The organism is Streptococcus oralis, from assembly GCF_965111685.1.
In the GTDB taxonomy this organism is placed as follows: Bacteria; Bacillota; Bacilli; order Lactobacillales; family Streptococcaceae; genus Streptococcus; species Streptococcus oralis_B.
Genome location: NZ_OZ217340.1, coordinates 1,368,675 through 1,392,356 on the forward strand (window position 1 = coordinate 1,368,675; position 23,682 = coordinate 1,392,356).

The window sequence follows — 23,682 nt, forward strand, 5'->3', positions numbered from 1 at the left end:
ATCTTGTGATAAGAAAAAGACCGGATTGCTCCGATCTTTTAACAATTCACATTCTCAATTTCTGTTTTAAAAATAGCTAAGGTTAACGTCAAATGACTAAGCGCCCTACTTCATACGATAGAAATCAATCACTAAACCAGCAGGGCCTTTAACTAGTAGCGATTCCGTTCCCCAATCCGTTTCAGAAGGACCGTATAAAATCTCAGTACCAAGCTCTTTCAATCGTTGGTAGTTCTGCTCTACATCCTCAACCTCGATGTGAAGAATGATTCCTGACTGAAAATTGTTCAAAGGAATCAAATGATTCTCTGACAACATGAGACAATGACTGCCAATCGTGAACTGAGCAAAACTGTCATCAGCATAATCAGCCTTTTTATCCAAAAGCCGCTCCAAGTCAGCACAGACTTGGGGAACATCTGAAACAATAATATCTAATTGATTTAAATTCATTTGTTATCCTCCAGAAAAAGACCGGATTACTCCGATCTTTTCAAGTTCCACCCTATGAAAATCAAAGAATAAAATCTACAAAGTTTACATTTGATTTTCGACGAGAAGAATTATTTAATTGCGCGTGATTGCAACCCTTCTTCTTCCAAGAAGAGGCGGAATGGTACAAGCTCTTCAGCTTCGTATTTTTCCTTGAATGCTTTGATTGCTTCTTCTGAGTGAAGTTTTGGATCCAATTCAAGTACTTCTACTGGAAGTGGACGGTGTTGAGTGATGTGAGCATCGATAACAACAGTTTTACCTTCTTTGTTCAATTTAACAGCTTCTGCAACAACTGCATCGATGTCTTCGATACGGTCAACTGTAAATCCAACAGCTCCTTGAGCTTCAGCGATTTTCGCATAGTCAGCATTAGGGAAGTCACAACCAAACAAGTGTTTGTTTGTGTCTTCGTATTTGTCCTTGATGAAGGCATATTTACCATTTGAGAAGACAACGTTGATAACTGGAAGGTCGTATTGAACGTTTGTGATAACATCTGGGTAGCACATGTTGAATGCACCGTCACCCATGATGTTCCATACTTGGCGATCTGGATTGTCTTTCTTAGCAGCGATACCACCAGGAAGGGCAATGCCCATTGTCGCAAAGAGTGGAGATGTACGCCACATGTTCTTAGGTGTCATATGAAGGTGACGAGTAGATGTTTGAGTAGTGTCACCTACGTCGATTGAGTAGATAGCATCTTGATCAGCATGTTTATTGATAGCATTGTAAACTTGGTACAATTGCAATTCACCCTCAGTTTTACCTTCGAGTTTGTTCATGTAATCACGCCAGTTTTGGTTATTCTTAACGTTTGCACGCCACCATGGAGTAGACTCAACTGGGTTTACTTTATCAAGGATAGCTTTCGCTGCTTGACCTGCGTCACCAAGGATTGAAGCGTCAAGGGCATGACGTTTACCAAGTTTGTAGGGGTCGATATCGACTTGAATGAATTTTTCAGTGTTCTTGAAGGCTTCGTAAACTTCAGCAAACGGGAAGTTTGAACCAAGGAAAAGAACTGTGTCTGCTTCGAAGACCACTTCGTTGGCTGGTTTCCAACCAACACGGTAAGCAGAACCTGTCAAACCTTCGTAGTTCCATTCGAAAGCTTCAAAGTTTTTACCAGTTGTGATGATTGGTGCTTTGATTTTACGTGACAATTCAGTGATCACTTCACCAGCTTTAACACCACCGTAACCAGCATAGATAACTGGACGTTCAGCATTGTTCAAGATTTCAACAGCTTTGTCGATTTCAACTTCGTTCAAGGCAGGAGCGATGAATGAACGCTCGTATGAACCTGAACCGTAGTATGAGTTTTCGTCGATTTCTTGGAAACCGAAGTTTACTGGGATTTCAACAACAGCTGGACCTTTTTTAGAAACTGCAGCGCGGCAAGCTTCGTCGATTACTTTTGGCAATTGTTCAGCGTAAGCTACACGTTTGTTGTAAACAGCGACACCGTTGTACATTGGGTTTTGGTTCAATTCTTGGAAAGCATCCATGTTGAGTTCGTTAACTGGACGTGATCCAAGGATAGCAAGGAATGGAGTGTTATCCATAGCTGCATCGTAAACACCGTTAATCAAGTGAGTCGCACCTGGACCACCTGAACCAACTGCAACCCCGATTGAGCCACCGAATTTAGCTTGCATAACCGCTGCAAGAGCACCTGTTTCTTCGTGGCGAACTTGCAAGAAGCGGATATCTTTGTCTTCAGCCAAAGCGTCCATCAATGAGCTGAGTGTTCCTGATGGGATACCGTAGATTGTGTCTACACCCCATGTTTTCAATACGTTGAGCATTGCTGCAGATGCAGTAATTTTCCCTTGAGTCATAATGATAACTCTCCTTCAAATATTTTTAAAATTTGATTCATCCGTTTTCATATACTAATTGGAAACGTTTCAGCAAATTTTTACTCTACTACTTTACCACATTTGTTTTGGGTCTCCTAAGAATGTGCTCAGAAGTTTTGATTCTCTATTACAGTACAGTTTGAAAACGTTTTTCAGAACTGTTTTATAATAAAAAGCGAGCAAGCTCGCTTTTAGTCTATTTTACTAAAGTTTAGTAAGAGTGAACTAGTCAGAACAGATACAGAACTAAAGGCCATGGCTAGACCAGCCAGTTCTGGATTGAGAACGAGACCAATTCCTGAAAAGACTCCTGCTGCAATCGGAATGCCGGCGACATTGTAGATAAAGGCCCAGAAGAGGTTGAGCAGAATTCGATTAAAGGTTTTCTTACTCATGTCAAAGGCACGAACCACTCCTAGAAGGTTATTAGTTGTCAACACCAAATCTGCTGACTCGATGGCAATATCTGTTCCAGCTCCCATAGCAATCCCGACATCCGCTACACTGAGGGCAGGAGCGTCATTGATACCATCACCAACAAAGGCTACTTTTCCAGCTGATTGTAGTTTATGGATTTCATGGGCTTTTTCTTCTGGCAAGACACCTGCAATGACCTCTTCGATTCCAATCTGATCTGCAATGGCACGCGCCACTCCAGCATTATCCCCTGTCAGCATGACTGTTTTAAGTCCACGTTTTTTCAGCTGACTGATGGCTAGCTTGGCATTTTCCTTGGGAATATCTTGCAGGGCAAGCAAGCCTTTGATTTCATTGTCAACAGCCAAGTAGACAACTGTCTTAGCTTCTTTTTCTAGTTCTTCTAGTTTTTCTTGATAAGTGCTAGAAATGTTCATGCCATCCAGCATTTTAGCATTTCCAAGCAGAACTTGTTTTCCATTGATTTGCCCTGAGACACCTTTTCCGTGCAAGGCTTGGAAATTTTCCACAGTTTGAATCTCAAGTCCAGCTTCACTCGCTCGCTTGACAATGGCCTCAGCCAGTGGGTGTTGGGAAGCTTCTTCCAAGGAGGCTGCCAATCCAAGCACTTCTACTTCGTCGCCGATGATATCTGTTACCACAGGTTTCCCTTCCGTCAAAGTCCCAGTCTTATCAAAGACAATAGTTTGAACTTTTTGGATTTCCTGTAGAACCGTTCCATTTTTGAGGAGAACCCCCATCTTGGCACTGCGACCTGTCCCCACCATAAGGGCCGTTGGTGTTGCAAGTCCTAGTGCACAAGGACAAGCGATAATCAAAACAGCCACCCCATAGAGAAGAGAAGAGACAAAGCTCGCTCCAAGCACGACTACACTATCCCTGAACAAGACAAACCATACCCAAAAGGTCACAATCCCTAAAATGACAACCGCTGGTACAAAAATCCCTGAAATCTTATCCGTCAAATCCTGAATTGGTGCTCGGCTGGTCTGGGCTTTCTTCACAAAGTCCACAATCTGAGCCAAAACTGTCTCTGAACCAACTTTTTCTGCCCTAAAAACAAGTGTTCCACTATTATTGATGGTGGAGCCAATGACAGTATCTCCAACTGTCTTGTCCACAGGCAGACTCTCACCTGTCACCATAGACTCATCAATACTAGAGATACCTTCTACTACGACCCCATCAACCGCAATCTTTTCACCGGGACGCACTCGAATCAGGTCACCTGCCTTGACTTGCTCCAAGGGGACTTGAACATAGCTATCATCACGCAAGACTTCTGCAGTTTTAGCCTGCAAGTCAAGTAATTTCTCCACAGCTTGGGAAGTATTTTTTCGCATTTTTTCCTCAAAAACTGCTCCCAAAAGAACGAAGAAGAGGATAAAACCAGCACTTTCAAAGTAAACAGGAAGTCCAGTAAAGAGGGCAACTAGGCTATAGAGATAGGCCACTAGGGTTCCAAGAGCAACCAAGGTATCCATGTTTGCATTGTGCTTTTTAAAGCTGGCCCAAGCACTCTGAATATAAGGACCACCTGCTGCTAGCATAATGGGTGTTGTGGCTAAAAAGGTGCCCCAACGCATGACTTGGTGACTAATTCCTCCTGTCGACATCCCAATCATGATAATCACAAGAGGCACAGTAAAGATACTAGTAATCCAAAAACGTTGCAAAAGTGACAAAGATTTTCGAGTCTTCTTAACGACTGTATAGCTTCCCTTTTGCATCTTCATTCCACATGAAAATTCATGCTCACCCAACTCTTGAGGTGTGAAACGAATTGTCTTCTCTTCATCTACGCCGATTGGTTCCAAGATGCCTTCTTCTTCAAACAGAATTTCCTTATAACAGTTTGAAGGAGTTGTACGATGAAAGGTAATTTCAGCGGGAATTCCTTTTTGAAGCTGGATGTGGGCTGGATGGTAGCCTTTGTCTGCCGTGATACGGATTTTTTGAACACCATTTTCAAGACTTGCTTTTACGATTTCAGTCATATCATTCTCCTATTCTACAATCATCTTACCGTGCATCATATTCATGCCACATGCAAAGCCATACTCTCCAGCCTGTTCAGGTGTGATTTCCACTACATACTCTTCACCCATAGGCAAGTCCGCATGCACTCCAAAATCTGGGAAAACAATCTGATCTAGGCAGGGTGAAGGGTCCTTACGGTCAAAGACGATACGGGCTGGCACTGATTTCTTAAGAATAATCAACTCAGGCGTATATCCCCCTTTGACTTCCACTCGAATCTCTTGGTAGCCCTTTTTTTGCTGAGCCTTTTGTCCAGATTTTTCAGGCTTTTTGAAAAACCAAATCAAGATAAACGCGATAAGGGCAATACAAATAATGGTTACAATACTATTTAACATGACGTCTCCTTTACATACAATTACATTTTACTTCTGTTACAGCGCTTGATTTCTTCTCAGAAATCACAGCTTCTAAGTCTTCCAAGTCAGCCTGAGTAAAATCACATTCAGCAATCAAATCAGCCAACAAGTTCTTAATCCTACGAGAACAAACCTTGTCCTTGATATTTTGGACAAGCAAGTCTCGGCTTTGGTCTAGAGTTAAAAGCGCCGAATAAACAAAGGACTTGCCCACTTTTTTCCTAGTCAAACACTCTTTCTCAACCAGACGAGCCAAAAGAGTTTGAATGGTCGACTTGGACCAGTCAAACCGTTCCGCTAAAACCCTGATCAAATCGCTACTGGTCTGCTTCCCTTGCATCCAAATAATCTTCATAACCTGCCATTCTGCATCTGAAATCTGCATTGTTATTCCTCCTAAATCTACATTTGTCGATTACAGTTATCAGTATACCTCAAAAATCTACATTTGTCAATTATGAAAATTGATTTTTATATAACACTAGAAATGTTAAACACATTCCAAAACATCAAAAACCTCCACATCAGGTGGAGGCCTTCTACTTTATCAATACAATTTCAAATCACGAGGGTCAACTGGGAAGGTTGGGTTGTATGGGTTGTGACGGAGTTTGAAGTGTTTGACATCCTCAATAGTCTGAGTTCCAGATAGCTGCATAACTGTCCTCAATTCTGCATTCAAGTGTTCAAAGACTTGACGCACACCAACACTACCACCGAGAGCCAAACCATAGATCACAGGGCGACCAATAGCTACCAAGTCTGCTCCTGAAGCCAAGGCTTTAAAGACGTGCTGACCGCGACGAACACCAGAGTCAAAGACAATTGGCACTCGTTTATCAACTGCTTCAGCCACTTCTTGAAGCGAGTCAAAGGATGCTGGTCCACCGTCGATTTGGCGGCCACCGTGATTGGTTACCCAGATACCAGAAGCACCTGCGGCAAGAGAGCGTTCAACGTCCTCACGGCATTGAGGCCCCTTGACATAGACAGGAAGACCTGAGTAAGCAGCGATAAATTCGACATCGCGTGGAGACAAGCGTTGTTTGGCTGACTTGTAAACAAAGTCCATTGATTTTCCAGCACCTTCTGGAAGGTATTCCTCAACAATCGGCATGCCAACGGGGAAGACAAAACCATTGCGCTTATCAACTTCACGATTGCCCCCTACGGTAGCATCTGCCGTCAAGACAATCGCTTTGTAGCCTTCATCCTTCACACGGTCCATGATATGGCGGTTAATACCGTCATCCTTACTAAAGTAAAATTGGAACCAGTGAGGTGTCCCTTGAAGGGCTTCTGTAATTTCTGGAAGATCTACAGTAGAGTAAGAGCTAGTTGTGTAAAGAGAACCAAACTCATGCACACCACGCGCAGTCGCCACTTCACCCTGTTCATTTGCTAATTTATGAGCCGCAACAGGCGCCATAATGATTGGTGAAGATAATTTTTCACCTGCAAATTCAATCTCTGTACTTGGATTTTCAACATCACAAAGCGTATGAGGAACAATAAGTTTGTGGTTAAAGGCACGGATGTTCTCGCGTAAAGTGAAAGTATCCTCTGCTCCACTAGCGATATAACCAAAGGCAGCTTTAGGAATAACTTGTTGCGCCATTGGCTCCAAATCATATGTATTAATAAAATCTACAGGTCCTTCTGCATTGCTTGTTTTATATGACATAAAATGTCCTCCTTATTAAGTAAGCGTTTACTTTAACTTACATTAACTATCTTACCTCTTTTTCAGAATCTTTTCAAAAATTTTGTCTGGAAATTTCAAACTGATTATCTGAATATGTCCCCAAAAAAGAGAAGACTCTCATTCTACCATTATCCTATATTCTTCTTTACCTTTAGGGAGCTTTGTTTTATTGCCCACATATAAAAAATCAGGTAATCCTAGTGACTACCTGATTTTTTATGTTTTAGGCATTTTGCCAATTTTCTTGGTCTTCTTTAAAGCGTTTTAGAAGAGCGAGTCCTTCTGGTGTGATGTAACCTTCTTCTTGGGCTAGGTGGATCAGTTCACTGTAGTTAGAAAGCGTCACAAGTTTGACACCAGCATCCGCAAAATTCTTATCAGCTTTTGGCAATTGATAGCTGAAAATCGCTACGACACCAAGCACATCGGCTCCTTCGCGTTTAGCTGCTGCTACGGCCTCAAGAACAGAACCACCTGTTGAAATCAGGTCTTCAACCACTACCATTTTTTGACCTTGAGCTACACGGCCTTCGATTTGGTTACCAGCTCCGTGGTCTTTTGGTTTGCTGCGGATGTAGGCAAAAGGCAAGTTCATCTTGTCAGCGATGATAGCTCCGTGTGGAATCCCTGCTGTTGCAGTTCCTGCAATCACTTCAACCTCAGGAAAGGCTTCTTTGATAGCATCTACAAAACCATTTTCAATGAGAGTACGAGTTTCTGGATAGGCAAGGGTCAAACGGTTATCCGTATAAATGGGTGACTTGATACCAGATGCCCAAGTGAAAGGCTCCTCTGGTTTGAGGTAAACTGCTTGAATTTTCAAGAGGTGGCTAGCGATATCTTTAGCAAGTGTCATAGTATTCTCCTTTTATTTTTATAATCTATTTCTTTAATTTCTGTCTGGTTCCATTCATCCTTGATAGTATGATAAGCTGCAACAGGATCCTCAGCTTGGGTAATGGGACGTCCAACTACAATATAGTCACTACCGATTTGATAGGCGTCAGCAGGTGTCATGACACGTTTTTGGTCTCCTACCGCAGCTCCCGCTGGACGAATACCAGGTGTCAGACAGATAAAATCTGGATTGGTGGCCTGCTTGATGAGTTGCACTTCCTGGGCCGAGCAAACGACACCATCCAAGCCTGCTTCAGCTGTCTTCTTGGCATAGTGAATCACAGACTCTTGAAGAGTGGTTTGGATATTTTGAAAATCCTGCATCTGGCTTTCCGACGTTGATGTAAGCTGGGTCACAGCGATCAATTTGGCTTGTGTCCCCAGACCCTCACGCGCAGCCTTCATCATCTCTACACCACCAGCAGCATGAACATTGGTCATGTCTACACCAAGCTGAGATAAGACCTTCATGGCAGATTTGACTGTATTTGGAATGTCATGTAGCTTGAGGTCCAAAAAGACACTATGCCCTAGTGACTTCAAATAACGGACAACTTCCGGACCTTCCGCATAATAAAGCTCCATCCCTACTTTTAGATAAAGACTTTCTTCTGCCGGGAAAAGAGATAAAAATTCCTTGACCGCCTCAAAACTAGGAAAATCAAGAGCTATAACTGGACGATATTCACGCATACCTTTCTCCTTTTACCTTAGCTAGCAAGAGAGTATGGTCAAAAACAAACCACGAAAAAAGGAACCTGCCAACAGCAAGGTTCCACGAAAAATGGGTAGTCTCCACCCTTTCACCGTCTAACCTTAGCTGCCTCTCTGGACTGCTTTAAAGGTTTTTTTCTATTCTATTATTTATAGTAGGACTTGTCAAGCAAAAACTCGAAACTGGACTTTTATACCATTCAAAATAAAGAGGAAAAGTTGGTCTAACGACTCTGTGATTGCTGGCTCGTTTGGCTTTGATTTCCCTGTTCTTCTTGTTTTTTCTTTTCTTCTTCCTGTTTTTTCTTCTCAGCTTCCTTGGCCTCTTGCTTGACTTTTTCCTCAGCCTCTTCTATCAATTTATCCGCTATCGTATAGCTGTATACTCCAGCTTCCATATCGACTACACTTGGTTCAGACAATTGTGGCTTGATTTTGCTGTAATAAGGCAATTTCTTGCTCAATTCTGATAGGGGAACCAAAATCTCATCTGTATCCAGCATAGTAATTTTTAAAAGATCTGCTGTTGCCTTGCTCGGCGCTAATTCGATTTTCTGGATTTGACTCTTGATATCCTCACTGATAGTAGACAATCCCGTTATCAGCTCTTTCACCTGCTGCTCATCGTTAAAGGTAACTGTCAGATAAGTCTCAGGCAAGTTTAAGCGATCAATAGGAGTTGACTCTACTGTACCACTAGAGAGAATAGGATAATGTTCTTCACCAGACACATAATAACCGACAATATCAAACTCCTTAACCTCAATCGTAAAGTTAGCCGGAAATTGATAGTTAATTTTCGCTGATTCTATCCAATGGTTGGACTTGATTCGCTCAGCGTATGTTTCCTTATCCAACAATAGAGCTAAGGTATAGTCGCTATCTTGAATCCCCGAAGCCTGTTTGATGTCATCCGCCTGCGTGTTACTATTTCCCTTAACCTCGATATTTTTGATGGTCGAAAGTGGAGTCAACAAATAGACTGAAAGAAGGAGGACCAGGACACTGGGTACCAAGATACTCACAGCTCGCCAAATATGAACAGGCGCAATTTTAGGCTTGGCAGGTTTTTCTGGTTTCTCTGGTTTTTCTTTTTTCTTCTTCTCTTTTTCCTCTTTGACTTTAGGGGCATCCTTTTGAGATTTTTCTTCTTTTTCGGATGGTTCCTTGCTTGGACTTGAGGCTTCCTCAACTGACTCACTCGATGATTTCTTGGATTCCTCCAATAGTTTCGAGTTGGCTTCCTTTCGAGCTTGTTTTTCCTTTTCCTTCTCTTCAGCAAGGGCAGCTTCTTCCTCAGCCTTCTTCTTCAGGTATTCCTGGTTTCGTTTCTGCCATTCAGACAATTCTTGCTTCTGGTTTGATTCTTTTTTCTTATCCTTTGACATTGATATTCCTTATGATAGGTCTTTTCTTAATAGATCGTAAAAATCTGCAAGAGATTTCAATTCAGTTGAAGCCTTCATGCTAGCTTGGTATTGGTCCTTGTGACTAAGTAAGTGACTGAGTTTCTCCTCCAAACTTTCCAAGGTCAAGTCACTTTCTTGAAGTTCTTCTGCATAGCCTTTCTTAACAAAATAGGCTGCATTTTCAATCTGGTCTCCTCGACTTGCTTCACGACCCAATGGTACGATGAGATGGAGTTTCGCCATGGCCAAGAGTTCAAAAATCGTATTAGCACCGCCACGCGTTACCACCACATCTGCCATCTCCATCAAGGGTTGATAGAGATCCGTCACATAATCAACACGAAAGAGATTTTGACTCAACTCATTGAGGCTAGAATCTCCAGTGAGATTGATAATATTGTAGCGCTCTGTCAGTTCTTGCTTATGATCAGTCACCAATTGGTTAAATACACGAGCTCCTGCAGAACCACCAACAAACAATACCGTTGGCAATTTAGGATTAAAGTGGGTTTGGATATCCACCAATTCATCTGGTTCTGGAGTGTTTTGGTCTGAAACCTTGGTCACTGCCCCCACATGCTCGACTTTTGCAAGACTAGCAGGCTGCTCAAAGGTTGAGTACATCTTGGTCGCAAATTTATAGGCAATTTTATTGGCCAAGCCCATAGACAGATCCGATTCGTGAATAAAGACAGGCACACCTGACACACGAGCAGCGATAACTGGCGGCACAGAGACAAAACCTCCCTTTGAAAAGAGGGCTTGTGGACGCAGTCGTAACATGATAAAGAGCGATTGGACAATTCCCCAACCAACTTTAAAGACGTCCAGCATATTTTGCCAAGAGAAATAACGACGCAATTTCCCAGTCGCAATGGAATGGAAGGTCACATCAAGACCCGACTTAAGGATTTCTTGGTGCTCAATCCCACGCTTGTCCCCTATATAGTGGACTTCCCAGCCATCTTCGATGAACTTGGGCATTAACAAAAGGTTGAGGGTCACGTGTCCAACCGTCCCCCCACCTGTAAAGACAATTTTTTTCATATTATTCCTTTAACTCCGCTACTGTGTCGATAAAGAGGTCGCCACGTACTTCAAAGTTAGCATACATATCCCAGCTAGCATTGGCAGGGCTGAGGAGAACCACATCTCCTTGAGTCGCAAGCTCATAGGCCTTGCGGGTCGCATCTGCAATATCAGCCGCATCCACATAAGCCACACCAGCCTTATCCGCTGCCCGTTTGACCCGTTCTGCAGATTGACCGAGGATAACCATCTGCTTGAGGCCTGTGATATCTGGCACCAATTCGTCAAACTCATTTCCACGGTCCAAACCACCTGCAATTAAGATAACCTTACTGTTGTCAAATCCTGACAAGGCTTTTTGAGTCGCTAAGATATTGGTTGATTTGCTATCGTTATAGAATTTGACCCCCTTGATTTCATCCACAAACTGGAGACGGTGTTTGACACCACCAAAGGCTGAAAGAGTTTCTTTGATAGTTTGGTTATCCACACCACGAAGCTTAGCCACAGCAATCGTCGCAAGGGCATTTTCCACATTGTGGCTACCTGGAACACCGATTTCACTAGCTGCCATGACCACTTCTCCACGGAAGTAGAGTTGACCATCTTCCAGATAAGCTCCGTCAACCTTTTCCTGTGTTGAAAATGGAACAACAGTGGCTTGTGTTTTGGTGGCCAAGTCTTTTGCCAAGTCTTGATTAAAGTTCAAGACAAGGAAGTCAGTTGCTGTCATATTTTTTTGGATATTCCACTTGGCAGCCACATATTCTTCAAAAGATCCATGATAGTCGATATGAGTTGGCATGAGGTTGGTAATAACCGCAATCTCAGGATGGAATTCTTGAACACCCATCAGTTGGAAAGAAGAAAGTTCCATGACGAGCGTGTCCTTGGCTGTCGCAGTTTGAGCAACCTGACTTGCTGGATAGCCGATATTCCCTGACAAGAGACCGCGTTGACCAGCAGCAGTCAAAACTTCCCCAATCATCGTCGTTGTAGTGGTTTTCCCATTTGAGCCAGTAATACCAACAATCGGCGCATCTGAAATCAAATAAGCCAATTCCACCTCAGTCAAGACTGGAATCCCCTTTGCCAATGCTTTTTCAATCATGGGATTGCTATACGGGATACCTGGATTTTTCACCATCAGAGCAAAATCTTCATCCAATAATTCCAAAGGATGCCCACCAGTGACAACCTTGATTCCCTCTTCTAGCAAGCTTTGAGCAGCAGGATTTTCCTCAAAAGGCTTGCCGTCATTTACTGTCACAATAGCTCCTAGCTTGTCTAGCAAACGGGCCGCAGACTCACCAGACTTAGCCAAACCTAAAACAAGAACTTTCTTATTTTTAAATTGATCGATTACTTTCATGTCTCAAACTCCATTTCTACTCCTACTATTTTACCATTTTTATGGAAATAAAAAAGCCACAAAGTGTATTTGTGGCTCTTTCTTCTAACTTAATATTCTTTTATCATCTATGTGATAAATCGGTAACTCGAATAACTTGGTCCACTTGTTCCCAAATCAGAGGGTTGTGGGTCGCAATAATAATAGTGCGATTCGGATTTTTTAAAGATTCTAGGATAGAAAGTAATTCCTCAGAGTTTTTGGGGTCTAAGGAAGCGGTTGGTTCATCTGCGAGAATCAATGGTGGATCCTTTAAAATTATCTTCGCTAGTGCAACACGTTGTGCTTCCCCTCCTGATAATTCAAAGATAGGTTGCTTTAAATCTAAATAAGAGAGGTTAACACGGTTTAGAGCTTGTTCCATCAAAGAGATTTTCTCTTTGTCTTTCAACTTTTTACCAACCAAACCCAGATTGAGATTCTCTTTGACGGTTTGACTTTCAATTAAGCCAAAATCTTGAAATAAGTATCCTAAGTAATCTCTAAAGAAAACAGAAGGCTTGATGTCCTTAAGAGAAGTGCCATCATAGATAATTTCTCCATTGTCATATGGCTCTAATCGTCCAATCATATTCAAGAGGGTTGTCTTACCACAGCCACTTGTACCGATTAAGGCATAAATTTTCCCACCTTCAAATTGAAGATTAGTATCTGAAAATAGCTGACGGCTTCCAAATTTTTTAGATATATTCTTTAGTTCAATCATCCTATTTTCCTTTCATAATGGTCATAGAAACACGAGATTCTTTCTGTGCTTGACGGTAGAGAGTCAGTATAGCACTAAAGAGGAAGATCGATAAAGTTACCAATCCAATCACCACATCCCGACTACGCCAAATAAAGAGACTCGCACCGAATACAAAACTAGCAAATTGACTAATCATATACTGAGCGTGCGTTTCAAAAAATCGCAAACCAGAAATTCGTTTAATCAAAATCTCACGACGGAATTGTTCAAAATAAAGAAGATTCACAGAATAAAAGAGAAGCAAAGAACTCGCGATTCCAATAATAGCTCCTAAAATAAGGGTTAGAGTTTGTGTTTGAACCTCATAGTAACGTGCGAGGTAAACACTTCGTCCCTCCTTGAGGTAGGATACTTGATCATAAATTCCTGCATTTTTCAAGAGTTTAATCCCATCTTCATATCCTTTGACAAAGATATTCTTACCAGCATTGATAGACCAACTAGATAAGGATGTAAAACTATCACCTGTAGAAGTCGGCGTGAATACCACTAAAATCGGATCCGTCAAATACTGAGTGGATACGGGGTTCTCACCGTTATTATAAACAAACCGCTTTTCTCCCATTGAAAGATAACTAACGTGCGCTTTCATCTCATAATCCAAAGGAGCACTTGCCTCCTCACCAGATTTTCCATAATAACTCAATTTTTCTTCAAAAACTTTCTTAAGTTCTGCTTCTCGAGAGCGCAAATGTTCTGGGAGCAAGAGGATAAACTCACCTTTTTGGAGATGGGCTAACTTCTGTTTGGTCTCAGCATCTACCACGACCTTTTCCTTCTCCAAATAACTGGGACTAACATAGAGCGTATTAGCATCTGGACTATAGGTATCCAGTGTCTCTCCCTGTTCATTTTTTTCTTGTTCATTTTTTCCTTGTGGATTTGCAAAATGGAACAGATTATCCTTTACATAAAGGGCTTGTTCTTCTTCGATTGCTTCCTTGGCAAAGGCATACCACTTATTCTGATTTTCTGTATCTTTTACTCTATCACCTAAGCCAAAAGAAATTTGATAATAATCTGCTCGGTCTTCCCAAGCTTGCTTGGATAGTTGGAGTTCCTGTAAACGCTGGTAAGAAGTCAAGCCAGTCTTGACTACATAACCTACTGTAAAGACAGCAACTAACTGACATAACAAGGTCAAGGTCATCAAACGTTTGAGGGGCAAACGTCCTTTTAACACAGGAACCAAAGCCTTGTAGCTCAAGCTCATCAAGTAGAGCAGGCTCAGTACGAGCGAAATTCCCAATAAAAAGAGAAGATAAAGCCCCACTCCGATACTAAAGGTTGCTAAAAGAACGGGATAAAAGAGCCCTTGGCCGAGGAGGACAGCACCTCCCACTATAAGAGATCCCCCCCCAGCTAAGCAAAGCCACTTAACGTCATCGTATAAGGCGCTTCCTATGATGTACAAGAGGGTCTGTCCTGAAAAGAGCTGAATCCCTGCAGCCCGCATCTCCTTAATCCGAGTGATAATCACTAAAGCAAAGAAAGCTAATCCAAATATAGCTAAACTAATCAACAACAACGGATTTAAAGCAATCCAAAAAGCTAAAAGATACGGAGGAGTTTTGCGGTCTGCAATCGCTTTATAACCTAAATCATCTAATTTTGCAGCTAATTTTTCCTTGGTCAATGAACCAGATAAGAGAAGGTAACTATTGAGAGGATCGCTCCGTTCTCGGCTTTCTTGGCTAGCCGCTTGAAACTCTTTTGGCAAGCCTCCCTGACCATAAGTCGCATAGGTGAAGTTGGTCCTTCCATCCTTACTCGGCTCTACTATCCGTCTGGCAATCAAACTCTGCTCTGAGTTTACAAAATTCTCCAACTCTCGCTCAAACTCCTCACGAGTCGGCTCTTGTGCCCCCTTTTTAACACTTAGCAGGGTAACGGAGTCATAACTAGTATAGAGATACTGAGGGGCACGTAAGATAACAATCCAAATGAAGAAGCAACTGATAAAAATAGTAGACAAGCAAATAAATAGTTTCTTCATAGTAGACTCCTTATAAAAAAATGATTCCCCTCGTACGAGCTACAAGGGGAACGATTTAAATCAATGAACGATTAGTCATAATCATAGTAAAATGCTACTTGTTCTCCCCATTTGGTCCAGATCCATGCGTAGGAGGTTTTTCCAGCAGGAGCTTCTCCGTTATCAGAATGACCATCCCATCTGCTCACGATGGATGAATAATGGTATTTTTTACCATGGTAGTAATTTGAAAAAGCCCATCCTCCTCCTGAGCCTTCTCCGTATGTCCATACTCCTCCATCTGGATATTGTACAGCAGCTGATACGGCTCCCATTAATGTAAAGCTTGAAATAAGAGCTAGAGCGAGTAATCTATGTTTTTTCGTTTTCATTTTATTTTCCCTTTCGAAAAAAGCACACCCAGAGTGACAAGACGATAATTTAAAATCTCCTCTCTCTTTTTTGAAAACGTTTTCTTTTGTGTTTATGGTATCATTTTTATCATAGTTTGTCAATAACTTTTACAAAAATATTTTAACAATTTTATCTGTCTAAGTCTAAAAAAGAGAGCCGCAGCTCTCTTTCTATTTATCTTCTTTTACCCTTTTTTTCAGGCATGAGCGTAATGTCCCTCAAGCTAAAGTAGGCAAGGGCAAGCATGGCGATTGTGACAAAGAATTCTGTCGGTAATTGGAATATTTGCAAGATGGACAACATCAGCAAAATCAAAAGTGCAACAACTACAAAGACCAAGATAACGATGTTGACTGTTCCTTTGATACTTTGAGGTGTCGCAAATACATAGAGTAGTAATAAGAGTATCCCTATGATTAAATAGACCATCTTTATCTCTTTCTAGCCCTTATTCAGCTGATTTTTTCTTTTTGTTGGCTTTCTCGCGCTCTGCCTTATTAAGGATTTGCTTACGCAAACGGATTGACTCAGGCGTTACTTCCATGTACTCATCGTCATTCAAGAACTCAAGAGACTCTTCAAGGGTCAAGATACGAGGTGTCTTGATAACCGCTGTTTGGTCCTTAGTAGCTGAACGGACGTTGGTCATTTGTTTGGCCTTAGTGATGTTAACTGTCAAGTCGTTTTCACGAGAGTTTTCACCAATGATCATTCCTTCGTAAACCTCAGTACCTGGGTTGACAAAGATTGTACCACGTTCTTCGATAGACATGATAGAGTAAGTTGTAGCCTTACCAGCATCGATGGAAACAAGGGCACCACGGTGACGTCCACCAATTTCCCCTGGAATCAATGGTAAGTATTGGTCGAAGGTATGATTCATGATACCGTAACCACGAGTCATTGACAAGAACTCAGTTGAGTATCCGATCAAACCACGCGCTGGAACTAGGAAGACCAAACGAGTTTGACCATTACCAGTTGAAATCATATCCAACATTTCACCCTTACGTTCAGAAAGGCTTTGGATAACAGATCCTTGGTATTCTTCTGGAGTATCGATTTGCACACGTTCAAATGGTTCACATTTAACACCGTCGATTTCTTTTACGATAACTTCTGGACGAGATACTTGAAGTTCATAACCCTCACGGCGCATGGTTTCAATCAGGATTGACAAGTGCAATTCTCCACGACCTGAAACAGTCCATTTATCTGGTGAGTCCGTTGGGTCAACACGAAGGGAAACGTCTGTTTGCAATTCTGCCTGCAAGCGTTCTTCTACCTTACGAGAAGTTACCCATTTACCTTCTTTACCAGCAAATGGTGAGTTGTTGACCAAGAAAGTCATTTGAAGAGTTGGCTCATCGATATGTAGGATTGGAAGAGCTTCAACTGCGTCTGTCGGAGTAATGGTTTCACCGACAAAGATGTCTTCCATACCTGAAACGGCAATCAAATCACCTGCTTTTGCTTCTTGGATTTCACGACGTTCCAAACCAAAGAAACCGAAAAGTTTTGTAACACGGAAGTTCTTCGTTGTACCATCTAGTTTAGAAAGGGTAACTTGGTCTCCAACCTTAACAGTACCACGGAAAACACGACCGATACCGATACGTCCAACGAAATCATTATAGTCCAAAAGTGACACTTGGAATTGCAAAGGCTCATCTGAGTTATCTACTGGAGCTGGGATATGGTCGATAATCGTGTCAAAGATTGGTGCCATCGTAGCTTCTTGGTCAGCTGGATCATCTGACAAGGAAGATGTTCCATTGATAGCTGAAGCATACACCACTGGGAAGTCAAGCTGGTCGTCATCTGCACCAAGCTCGATGAAAAGTTCCAAGACTTCGTCCACTACTTCTGCTGGACGAGCTGATGGTTTATCGATTTTATTAACAACCACGATTGGAACAAGGTCTTGTTCCAAAGCTTTTTTCAATACGAAACGAGTCTGTGGCATGGTTCCTTCGTAGGCATCTACGACCAAAACAACACCGTCAACCATTTTCATGATACGCTCAACTTCTCCACCGAAGTCCGCGTGTCCTGGTGTGTCCATGATGTTGATACGAGTTCCGTTGTAAGCAACGGCTGTATTTTTAGCAAGAATTGTAATTCCACGCTCTTTTTCGATATCGTTTGAGTCCATAGCACGCTCTGCCAATTCAGTACGTGCATCAAGAGTTTCAGATTGTTTCAATAATTCGTCAACGAGGGTTGTTTTCCCGTGGTCAACGTGGGCGATAATCGCAATGTTACGGATATCTTCTCTTAATTTTGTCATGATTTCCTCTAATATTTAAATTTTTATTTCTAACTGAACAATTATACCACAGTCTCATTCAAAAATCACTGTTCAGCTAAGTGTAAATGTTTTCACTCTACTTTTCTAGCCAAGGCAACTCTTTTCAAAGTCAGAGACTTATGATAAGATAAGCTGGTATGCGTTTAGATAGATTATTAGCCCAAGAAAAGATCAGTCGCAAGGCTATGAAACAGGCTCTGTTAAAAAAAGAAATCCTAGTCGACGATTATCCAGTTCGCTCCCTCGCCCAAAATGTTGATACAGGATTGCAAAAACTAGTCTTTCAAGGAAGGCAAATCCAAGGATATGAGCACAACTATCTCATGCTTCATAAGCCAAACGGAGTCGTTACAGCTAGCAAGGATAAGAAATTGCCAACCGTCATGGACCTGCTTCCGCCTGACATCCAGTCTGACCAACTCTATGCTATCGGCAGACTAGACCGCGATACGACGGGACTGCTGCTTTTGACAGACAATGGACCACTTGGATTTCAACTCCTTCATCCCCAGTACCATGTCGATAAATCCTATCAAGTGGTGGTAAACGGACCGCTCAAGTCAGACCATATCCAAAAATTCAAAGAGGGGATTGTCTTTCTAGACGGGACCACTTGTAAACCTGCTCAGCTTGAAATTCTGTCCTCAAGTCCAACAGAGAGCCGGGCCTCTATTACCATCTCAGAAGGAAAATTTCATCAGGTTAAAAAAATGTTCCTCTCAGTTGGTGTCAAGGTGACCTCTCTCAAACGCACCCATTTTGGACCTTGGAACTTGGATAATAATCTTCAAGAAGGAGACTATCGTCCCCTAAACTCAGAAGAGTTGGCAAGCATTCGTGACTTTCTCAGAAAAAGTGGTTAAAAAATGAGCTCAGAAACATCTAAGCTCGTTTTCTTATTTCTCAACTTTGACCTTACCAATCCAAGAATCCAATCCATAAGAAAGGATATAAATCTCAGAGAAACCTTGTTTTTTCAGATAGAGAGCTGCATTGGTCACTCGTTGTCCGCGTTGGTTTTCGTAGAGAAGGACAGGTCTATCCTTACGAAGGGCTGCAAGGCTTGACTTCAACTGATTTGAAGGAATATTGCGCGCACCAAGTATATGTTTTCTGTGAAATTCTGCTGGTTCACGGACATCAATCAACTGCCCTTTTCGAATCAAGGCTTCAAATTCTGTATTATCCACAATCTTAGCAGCACGACGAATACGAAGGTAGTTATAACCCATCCATGCCACCATTGCAAATACGATTCCCCAAACAATCCAAATTGTCATAAGTTCTTATCTCCATTTTTCTCTATGTAGTCTAATTCTATCTTGTGCTCCCTGCGGAGAACAGCTTCCGCTTCTAGGTAATCTAGCTTGTCCATCAGACCGGCATCATAGATTCGAGAGAGTTCAAGCTTCATCAGTTCAATATCATACAAGCGCTTCCCCATGTAAACAATAATGCCAAACTGTTTGAGAAATTGTTGCACATCATAGAATGTTTTCATAGCTTCCATTCTAACAGATTTTAGACTTTTTTTCAATACTGGACCGGCTCTTTCCCCCTATTTTCTTCGTCTTCATTGCCCATTCTTCTGCAAGTATGGTACAATAAAAACATGAGAATTCAACAACTACACTATATTATCAAAATCGTCGAAACTGGCTCTATGAATGAGGCAGCCAAGCAACTCTTTATCACCCAACCCAGTCTTTCAAATGCCGTTCGAGACTTGGAAAATGAAATGGGCATTGAAATCTTTATCCGCAATCCCAAAGGCATTACCTTAACCCGTGATGGGATGGAGTTTCTCTCCTACGCTCGTCAAGTTGTCGAGCAAACTCAGCTTCTGGAGGAACGCTATAAAAATCCTGTCGCCCACCGCGAACTATTCAGCGTTTCTTCTCAGCACTATGCCTTTGTAGTCAATGCCTTTGTCTCTCTGCTCAAAAAAAGTGATATGGAAAAATACGAACTTTTCCTTCGTGAAACTCGAACTTGGGAGATTATCGATGACGTCAAGAACTTCCGTAGCGAGGTCGGTGTCCTCTTTTTAAATAGCTACAACCGCGATGTTTTAACAAAAATGCTAGATGACAATCACCTGCTAGCGCACCACCTCTTTACCGCTCAACCTCATATCTTCGTTAGCAAGACCAACCCTCTAGCTAAAAAAGACAAGGTCAAACTGGCTGATTTGGAAGACTTCCCTTATCTGAGTTATGACCAAGGGACGCACAACTCCTTCTACTTTTCAGAGGAGATTCTTTCACAAGAGCATCACAAGAAATCCATCGTAGTCAGTGACCGTGCCACCCTCTTTAACCTCTTGATTGGTTTGGATGGTTACACCATTGCAACAGGGATTTTGAACAGCAACCTCAACGGAGATAATATCGTTTCCATTCCGCTGGACATTGACGACCCGATTGAACTGGTCTATATCCAACATGAAAAAACCAGCCTGTCTAAGATGGGCGAACGCTTTATCGAATACTTAGTAGAAGAAGTTCAATTCGATAGTTGAAAAACTCTAAAACATATTTTATAATATGTTTTGGAAAATAAAAATTGGAGAAAAATGTTGAAAAAGTTAATATTAGTAAGTGCCATCGCACTCTCTATCACAGGATTGCCACAAGCATCAATATCAGCAGAAGAAAACACAACTCAATCCACATCTGCTGTCAAGGAAGCAATTGCCAAAGAAGAAAAGAAAGAATCGGGTGTTGAGGAAAACTCTAAATCAGAAACTCTTCCGAAAGTAGATGTACAAGAAGACAAGCCAAAAAAAGAAGGGTGGTACCAAGAAAATCAAAACTGGCGCTTTTACCAAGATGATAAGCCTGCTTTGAATTGGAAACAAATCCAAGGAAAATGGTACTACTTCGATCAAGATGGAAATCGTCTTCATTCTACTATCTACAAAGGCTATGCCTTTGACCAAGATGGTGTCATGATAGAAAATAGCTGGACCCAATTGGACAATCAATGGTACTATGCTGATTCCTCTGGACGTCTAGCTCAGAACAGTTGGAAAAAAATTAACGGGTCCTGGTACTATTTTGACCAAACTGGAAGCATGCTCAGCAACACTGCCATTGACGGTTATCTGCTCACAAAAAGCGGAGCTATGGCAGAAAAGGGCTGGACTAAATTAGACCAAATTTGGTATTATGTCGCTCCTTCTGGAAAAATCTCACAGGATAAATGGGAGAAAATCAACGGTTCTTGGTATTACTTTGACAAAGACGGTGGAATGCTGAGTGCGACAACCTTCAAGGGCTACCTCTTCAACCAGAGTGGAGCTATGGCAGAAAACAACTGGGTCAAAATCAAGGATACTTGGTTCTATGCGAACGGGTCAGGGAGATATGTCCAAGAAAACTGGCAAAAGATTCAGGGTTCCTGGTACTCATTTGACCAAAATGGTGGAATGCTAGCAGACAAATGGAAAGGAAGCTACTACCTCAAAACTAGTGGAGCCATGGCTGAAAAAGAGTGGATCTTCGATAAAGCCTACAAAAGCTGGTTCTATCTAAAAGAGGATGGCCGTTATGCAAATCAGGAGTGGATTGGAGCTTTTTATCTCAAATCAGGTGGTTACATGGCAAAAAGCGAGTGGATTTACGATGACGCATACAAAGCATATTACTACCTAGATGATGATGGACATTATGTTTCAGGAACATACCAAATAAATGGTAAGAAACATTTGTTTCAAAAATACGGCCAATGGATTTCTGAAATCTCCGAAGACGTTGGTTTTACAAAAGGTCAATATAGTAATACCATCTTCCTAGATCCTGGGCATGGTGGTCGAGATTCCGGTGCCTTCTACTACAATGTCGCTGAAAAAGATCTCAATATGCAAATCTATCGCAAACTTCGCGCTAAGCTAGAAGAACTAGGCTACAAGGTCCTCACTTCTCGTGATAGTGATATTGACGTTGATTTTGTAACCGAACGTTCTCGTATGGTTAATAAGACCAACTCTGATATTTTTATCAGTATTCACTTCAACGCTACTGGTAATACCTACTCAAAAGCAAGAGGTATTCAAACCTACTCCTATAGCGATGAACCTGATTACCCAAGTAAGATTAATAAATACTGGCACAATCACCCTGATCGTATGAGTGAAAGCAGACGCCTCGCCGCTGCTATCCACTCCTCTCTCTTAGCCGAAACAGGGGCTAAGGATGCTGGTCTGTTAGAAAGAAGTTTTGCCGTCCTACGTGAAACAGCAAAACCAGCCGTTCTCCTTGAACTTGGTTATATGGATAATTTCACCGAAAACCAACAAATCAGAGATAGCCACTACCAAGATAAACTGGTCGCAGGCATCGTAAAAGGGATCCAAAAATATTACGCTGGTCAGTAAAAAAAGTCTCGAGAAATCTCGAGACTTTTTATTTTCCTTCTTTTTTATCTTTATCAGGAAAGAGGTAACCAAGTCCTACACAAGCTAGCACACCGGCACCAATCACCAAACCACTTGAAATTGGCAACAGATCAAAAATAGTATTTGCAATGATAAAGGCAATGATAAAGCACATCAGACTAGCCTTGTAGTCTTTTTTCAAAAAGTTTTCTAATGTGAAATAGAGGAACAATCCTACCGGAATGAGAGACCAGAGGTTGACATCCAAGCTTGGCCATCCAACAGATCCGAAATACAATACTAGCGCTGCTGCTACTAAAAATACAAGTCCCAATAATTTTTTCATTTTTTGTCTCCATTTTCTTTTTTGGGTTCTTGAGTTGTCTGATACTGACCCCTCATATCCCTTACATGAACCATTATAGCAGAGGAATTTTTCAAGAACAAACCTTTTTGCCTATCTGGCCAATATCTCTGTCTAAGTGGTTGAATAGTAGTGATAAAAGAAAAAGAAGCCCATTTGGGCTTCTTGATTCTGCCGATTGCAGGGCTTGAACCTGTGACCTACGCCTTACGAGTGCGTTGCTCTACCAACTGAGCTAAATCGGCGATTACCCTTTTAGTATAGCACTCTGAGAATAGATGTCAAGAAATTTTCATCACCATTAGAAAAGCCTGTCCTGAGACAAGGCTTTGAGTTTCTTCCTTTTACGAACCCGCACTTTCGTAGGCACCCAAGCCCCTGTCCCATAGTTTCAATGAAATGACAAAGAAAACAATAGAAATCACAATTAACCCACCAATGTTAAAGAGCCCGTCTTTGTCCTGCAAGAAATAGCTGGCAGGATAGTAGGCCGTAAAGGCGAAAGGGATGATAAAGCTAATCAACCAACGAAGAAGCGAATTGTAAATAGAAATCGGGTACTTGGCAAAATCATTGAACATATAGAAAATGTAGATCATAGCTCCTGACTGCTTGGTCCAAAAAGCGATACTGGCTGTCGCAATTTTCAAGGAAGTATAGATCAAGGTCGCAAAAGGAATACAAACTAGGAAAAGCAGGAATTTGGGAAGTGTCCAAGCAATACTAGATACCGTTGTCGCTAGTAAAATTCCACCGACCAATAGTTCGCCCAGGGCATCAATCTGAAAGGTCTCAACCAGAATATGAAAAAGAGGATTGATAGGACGCGTTAGATACTTGTCAAGCTCCCCTTTTCGGACTAGTCGTTGACCTAGTGCCCAGAGATTGTCAAAAAAGAGATGGTCCAGTCCCTTGGGAATCAAGGAAAATCCATAGATAAAGGCAATCTCCTGAAAGGTCCATCCTTCTAAGGAAGGAATGTGTTGAAAGAGTACATTGAGAAACAAGAGGTTCAGGCCTTGAGTCAGAAAAACTCCCAAGACACCAACCACAAAATCAACCTTGTATTCCATGATTTGCTTGATGTATTGTCTGATAAAAATCAAATGCATGCGTTGATATTTTTTCAT

At 41.8% G+C, this 23,682-nt stretch carries 23 protein-coding genes and 1 tRNA gene; 3 read left to right on the forward strand and 21 right to left on the reverse strand.

All coding sequences use genetic code 11. From position 1 onward, the window contains the following. Positions 1-105: 105 nt before the first annotated feature. The 16 genes from ACLV7H_RS07155 to typA all read right to left on the reverse strand — a co-directional run bounded on the left by ACLV7H_RS07155 (position 106) and on the right by typA (position 17,789). Positions 106-453, reverse strand: a complete 348-nt coding sequence (locus ACLV7H_RS07155) for a VOC family protein (protein ID WP_411866755.1) — start codon at positions 451-453, stop codon at positions 106-108. A gap of 110 nt (positions 454-563) precedes the next feature. After that, positions 564-2,339 carry a pyruvate oxidase gene (spxB, locus tag ACLV7H_RS07160; RefSeq protein ID WP_411866756.1) on the reverse strand — a complete coding sequence of 592 codons (1,776 nt, stop codon included), beginning with the start codon at positions 2,337-2,339 and terminating at the stop codon, positions 564-566. A gap of 212 nt (positions 2,340-2,551) precedes the next feature. Further along, positions 2,552-4,795, reverse strand: a complete 2,244-nt coding sequence (locus ACLV7H_RS07165; RefSeq protein WP_084936939.1) for a heavy metal translocating P-type ATPase — start codon at positions 4,793-4,795, stop codon at positions 2,552-2,554. A gap of 9 nt (positions 4,796-4,804) precedes the next feature. Continuing rightward, a complete protein-coding gene (locus ACLV7H_RS07170) occupies positions 4,805-5,176 on the reverse strand; it encodes a cupredoxin domain-containing protein (protein WP_411866757.1) in 372 nt (123 codons plus the stop codon). 10 nt (positions 5,177-5,186) lie between these two features. Continuing rightward, positions 5,187-5,582, reverse strand: a complete 396-nt coding sequence (locus tag ACLV7H_RS07175) for a CopY/TcrY family copper transport repressor (protein WP_411866758.1) — start codon at positions 5,580-5,582, stop codon at positions 5,187-5,189. Positions 5,583-5,744: 162 nt separating this feature from the next. After that, the gene (gene lctO, locus ACLV7H_RS07180; RefSeq protein ID WP_411866759.1) at positions 5,745-6,881 is read right to left on the reverse strand and encodes an L-lactate oxidase; all 1,137 of its coding nucleotides are present in this window, start codon (positions 6,879-6,881) and stop codon (positions 5,745-5,747) included. A 244-nt stretch (positions 6,882-7,125) separates the two neighbouring features. Then, complete coding sequence (gene pyrE, locus ACLV7H_RS07185; protein WP_411866760.1) at positions 7,126-7,758, reverse strand: orotate phosphoribosyltransferase; 633 nt, start codon at positions 7,756-7,758, stop codon at positions 7,126-7,128. Next, complete coding sequence (gene pyrF, locus ACLV7H_RS07190) at positions 7,755-8,492, reverse strand: orotidine-5'-phosphate decarboxylase (RefSeq protein WP_411866761.1); 738 nt, start codon at positions 8,490-8,492, stop codon at positions 7,755-7,757. Before pyrF ends, pyrE begins: the two co-directional genes overlap by 4 nt. Before the next feature lie 245 nt (positions 8,493-8,737). Beyond that, positions 8,738-9,901 carry a cell division protein FtsQ/DivIB gene (locus tag ACLV7H_RS07195; RefSeq protein WP_411866762.1) on the reverse strand — a complete coding sequence of 388 codons (1,164 nt, stop codon included), beginning with the start codon at positions 9,899-9,901 and terminating at the stop codon, positions 8,738-8,740. A gap of 9 nt (positions 9,902-9,910) precedes the next feature. Continuing rightward, positions 9,911-10,969 carry a UDP-N-acetylglucosamine--N-acetylmuramyl-(pentapeptide) pyrophosphoryl-undecaprenol N-acetylglucosamine transferase gene (locus tag ACLV7H_RS07200; RefSeq protein ID WP_411866763.1) on the reverse strand — a complete coding sequence of 353 codons (1,059 nt, stop codon included), beginning with the start codon at positions 10,967-10,969 and terminating at the stop codon, positions 9,911-9,913. Position 10,970: 1 nt separating this feature from the next. Continuing rightward, positions 10,971-12,323 (reverse strand): UDP-N-acetylmuramoyl-L-alanine--D-glutamate ligase, encoded by a 1,353-nt coding sequence (gene murD, locus ACLV7H_RS07205; protein WP_045590753.1) that lies wholly within the window; start codon positions 12,321-12,323, stop codon positions 10,971-10,973. A gap of 103 nt (positions 12,324-12,426) precedes the next feature. Continuing rightward, the gene (locus tag ACLV7H_RS07210) at positions 12,427-13,068 is read right to left on the reverse strand and encodes an ABC transporter ATP-binding protein (RefSeq protein WP_045590752.1); all 642 of its coding nucleotides are present in this window, start codon (positions 13,066-13,068) and stop codon (positions 12,427-12,429) included. A gap of 1 nt (position 13,069) precedes the next feature. Beyond that, positions 13,070-15,106: a bacteriocin-associated integral membrane family protein gene (locus ACLV7H_RS07215; RefSeq protein WP_411866764.1), complete on the reverse strand. Its 2,037-nt coding sequence runs from the start codon at positions 15,104-15,106 to the stop codon at positions 13,070-13,072. A 71-nt stretch (positions 15,107-15,177) separates the two neighbouring features. Further along, positions 15,178-15,477, reverse strand: a complete 300-nt coding sequence (locus ACLV7H_RS07220; RefSeq protein ID WP_045590748.1) for a lactococcin 972 family bacteriocin — start codon at positions 15,475-15,477, stop codon at positions 15,178-15,180. 196 nt (positions 15,478-15,673) lie between these two features. Next, the gene (locus ACLV7H_RS07225) at positions 15,674-15,928 is read right to left on the reverse strand and encodes a DUF3165 family protein (RefSeq protein WP_045590746.1); all 255 of its coding nucleotides are present in this window, start codon (positions 15,926-15,928) and stop codon (positions 15,674-15,676) included. A 19-nt stretch (positions 15,929-15,947) separates the two neighbouring features. Then, positions 15,948-17,789, reverse strand: coding sequence for a translational GTPase TypA (gene typA, locus ACLV7H_RS07230; RefSeq protein WP_000164111.1), 1,842 nt, complete (start codon positions 17,787-17,789; stop codon positions 15,948-15,950). Between the two features lie 158 nt (positions 17,790-17,947). Here typA and ACLV7H_RS07235 point away from each other — a divergent pair, with 158 nt between their 5' ends. Continuing rightward, complete coding sequence (locus tag ACLV7H_RS07235) at positions 17,948-18,673, forward strand: 16S rRNA pseudouridine(516) synthase (RefSeq protein WP_411866765.1); 726 nt, start codon at positions 17,948-17,950, stop codon at positions 18,671-18,673. 33 nt (positions 18,674-18,706) lie between these two features. Here the strand turns inward: ACLV7H_RS07235 and ACLV7H_RS07240 are convergent, their stop codons facing one another. Both ACLV7H_RS07240 and ACLV7H_RS07245 read right to left on the reverse strand, forming a co-directional pair. Beyond that, complete coding sequence (locus ACLV7H_RS07240) at positions 18,707-19,090, reverse strand: rhodanese-like domain-containing protein (protein ID WP_045590730.1); 384 nt, start codon at positions 19,088-19,090, stop codon at positions 18,707-18,709. Beyond that, positions 19,087-19,320: a YqgQ family protein gene (locus ACLV7H_RS07245; protein WP_044135604.1), complete on the reverse strand. Its 234-nt coding sequence runs from the start codon at positions 19,318-19,320 to the stop codon at positions 19,087-19,089. Before ACLV7H_RS07245 ends, ACLV7H_RS07240 begins: the two co-directional genes overlap by 4 nt. A gap of 102 nt (positions 19,321-19,422) precedes the next feature. Here ACLV7H_RS07245 and ACLV7H_RS07250 point away from each other — a divergent pair, with 102 nt between their 5' ends. Next, positions 19,423-20,331 (forward strand): LysR family transcriptional regulator, encoded by a 909-nt coding sequence (locus tag ACLV7H_RS07250; RefSeq protein WP_001222586.1) that lies wholly within the window; start codon positions 19,423-19,425, stop codon positions 20,329-20,331. Positions 20,332-20,388: 57 nt separating this feature from the next. Beyond that, positions 20,389-22,188: an N-acetylmuramoyl-L-alanine amidase gene (locus tag ACLV7H_RS07255; RefSeq protein WP_411866766.1), complete on the forward strand. Its 1,800-nt coding sequence runs from the start codon at positions 20,389-20,391 to the stop codon at positions 22,186-22,188. Positions 22,189-22,216: 28 nt separating this feature from the next. Here ACLV7H_RS07255 and ACLV7H_RS07260 read toward each other — a convergent pair whose 3' ends face one another. From ACLV7H_RS07260 to ACLV7H_RS07270, 3 genes are all read right to left on the reverse strand, one after another. Continuing rightward, entirely contained in the window at positions 22,217-22,534 is a 318-nt protein-coding gene (locus ACLV7H_RS07260; protein ID WP_411866767.1) for a hypothetical protein, read from the reverse strand. Positions 22,535-22,724: 190 nt separating this feature from the next. Beyond that, positions 22,725-22,797 (reverse strand) — tRNA-Thr (locus tag ACLV7H_RS07265). A 99-nt stretch (positions 22,798-22,896) separates the two neighbouring features. Beyond that, entirely contained in the window at positions 22,897-23,682 is a 786-nt protein-coding gene (locus ACLV7H_RS07270; protein WP_411866768.1) for an ABC transporter permease, read from the reverse strand.

What these genes read in the sequence shown, in the direction of transcription:
- ACLV7H_RS07155 (WP_411866755.1), bottom strand. Translation starts at nt 453, where the DNA reads ATGAATTTAAATCAATTAGATATTATTGTTTCAGATGTTCCCCAAGTC.
- spxB (WP_411866756.1), bottom strand. Translation starts at nt 2,339, where the DNA reads ATGACTCAAGGGAAAATTACTGCATCTGCAGCAATGCTCAACGTATTG.
- ACLV7H_RS07165 (WP_084936939.1), bottom strand. Translation starts at nt 4,795, where the DNA reads ATGACTGAAATCGTAAAAGCAAGTCTTGAAAATGGTGTTCAAAAAATC.
- ACLV7H_RS07170 (WP_411866757.1), bottom strand. Translation starts at nt 5,176, where the DNA reads ATGTTAAATAGTATTGTAACCATTATTTGTATTGCCCTTATCGCGTTT.
- ACLV7H_RS07175 (WP_411866758.1), bottom strand. Translation starts at nt 5,582, where the DNA reads ATGCAGATTTCAGATGCAGAATGGCAGGTTATGAAGATTATTTGGATG.
- lctO (WP_411866759.1), bottom strand. Translation starts at nt 6,881, where the DNA reads ATGTCATATAAAACAAGCAATGCAGAAGGACCTGTAGATTTTATTAAT.
- pyrE (WP_411866760.1), bottom strand. Translation starts at nt 7,758, where the DNA reads ATGACACTTGCTAAAGATATCGCTAGCCACCTCTTGAAAATTCAAGCA.
- pyrF (WP_411866761.1), bottom strand. Translation starts at nt 8,492, where the DNA reads ATGCGTGAATATCGTCCAGTTATAGCTCTTGATTTTCCTAGTTTTGAG.
- ACLV7H_RS07195 (WP_411866762.1), bottom strand. Translation starts at nt 9,901, where the DNA reads ATGTCAAAGGATAAGAAAAAAGAATCAAACCAGAAGCAAGAATTGTCT.
- ACLV7H_RS07200 (WP_411866763.1), bottom strand. Translation starts at nt 10,969, where the DNA reads ATGAAAAAAATTGTCTTTACAGGTGGGGGGACGGTTGGACACGTGACC.
- murD (WP_045590753.1), bottom strand. Translation starts at nt 12,323, where the DNA reads ATGAAAGTAATCGATCAATTTAAAAATAAGAAAGTTCTTGTTTTAGGT.
- ACLV7H_RS07210 (WP_045590752.1), bottom strand. Translation starts at nt 13,068, where the DNA reads ATGATTGAACTAAAGAATATATCTAAAAAATTTGGAAGCCGTCAGCTA.
- ACLV7H_RS07215 (WP_411866764.1), bottom strand. Translation starts at nt 15,106, where the DNA reads ATGAAGAAACTATTTATTTGCTTGTCTACTATTTTTATCAGTTGCTTC.
- ACLV7H_RS07220 (WP_045590748.1), bottom strand. Translation starts at nt 15,477, where the DNA reads ATGAAAACGAAAAAACATAGATTACTCGCTCTAGCTCTTATTTCAAGC.
- ACLV7H_RS07225 (WP_045590746.1), bottom strand. Translation starts at nt 15,928, where the DNA reads ATGGTCTATTTAATCATAGGGATACTCTTATTACTACTCTATGTATTT.
- typA (WP_000164111.1), bottom strand. Translation starts at nt 17,789, where the DNA reads ATGACAAAATTAAGAGAAGATATCCGTAACATTGCGATTATCGCCCAC.
- ACLV7H_RS07235 (WP_411866765.1), top strand. Translation starts at nt 17,948, where the DNA reads ATGCGTTTAGATAGATTATTAGCCCAAGAAAAGATCAGTCGCAAGGCT.
- ACLV7H_RS07240 (WP_045590730.1), bottom strand. Translation starts at nt 19,090, where the DNA reads ATGACAATTTGGATTGTTTGGGGAATCGTATTTGCAATGGTGGCATGG.
- ACLV7H_RS07245 (WP_044135604.1), bottom strand. Translation starts at nt 19,320, where the DNA reads ATGGAAGCTATGAAAACATTCTATGATGTGCAACAATTTCTCAAACAG.
- ACLV7H_RS07250 (WP_001222586.1), top strand. Translation starts at nt 19,423, where the DNA reads ATGAGAATTCAACAACTACACTATATTATCAAAATCGTCGAAACTGGC.
- ACLV7H_RS07260 (WP_411866767.1), bottom strand. Translation starts at nt 22,534, where the DNA reads ATGAAAAAATTATTGGGACTTGTATTTTTAGTAGCAGCAGCGCTAGTA.
- ACLV7H_RS07270 (WP_411866768.1), bottom strand. Translation starts at nt 23,682, where the DNA reads ATGAAAAAATATCAACGCATGCATTTGATTTTTATCAGACAATACATC.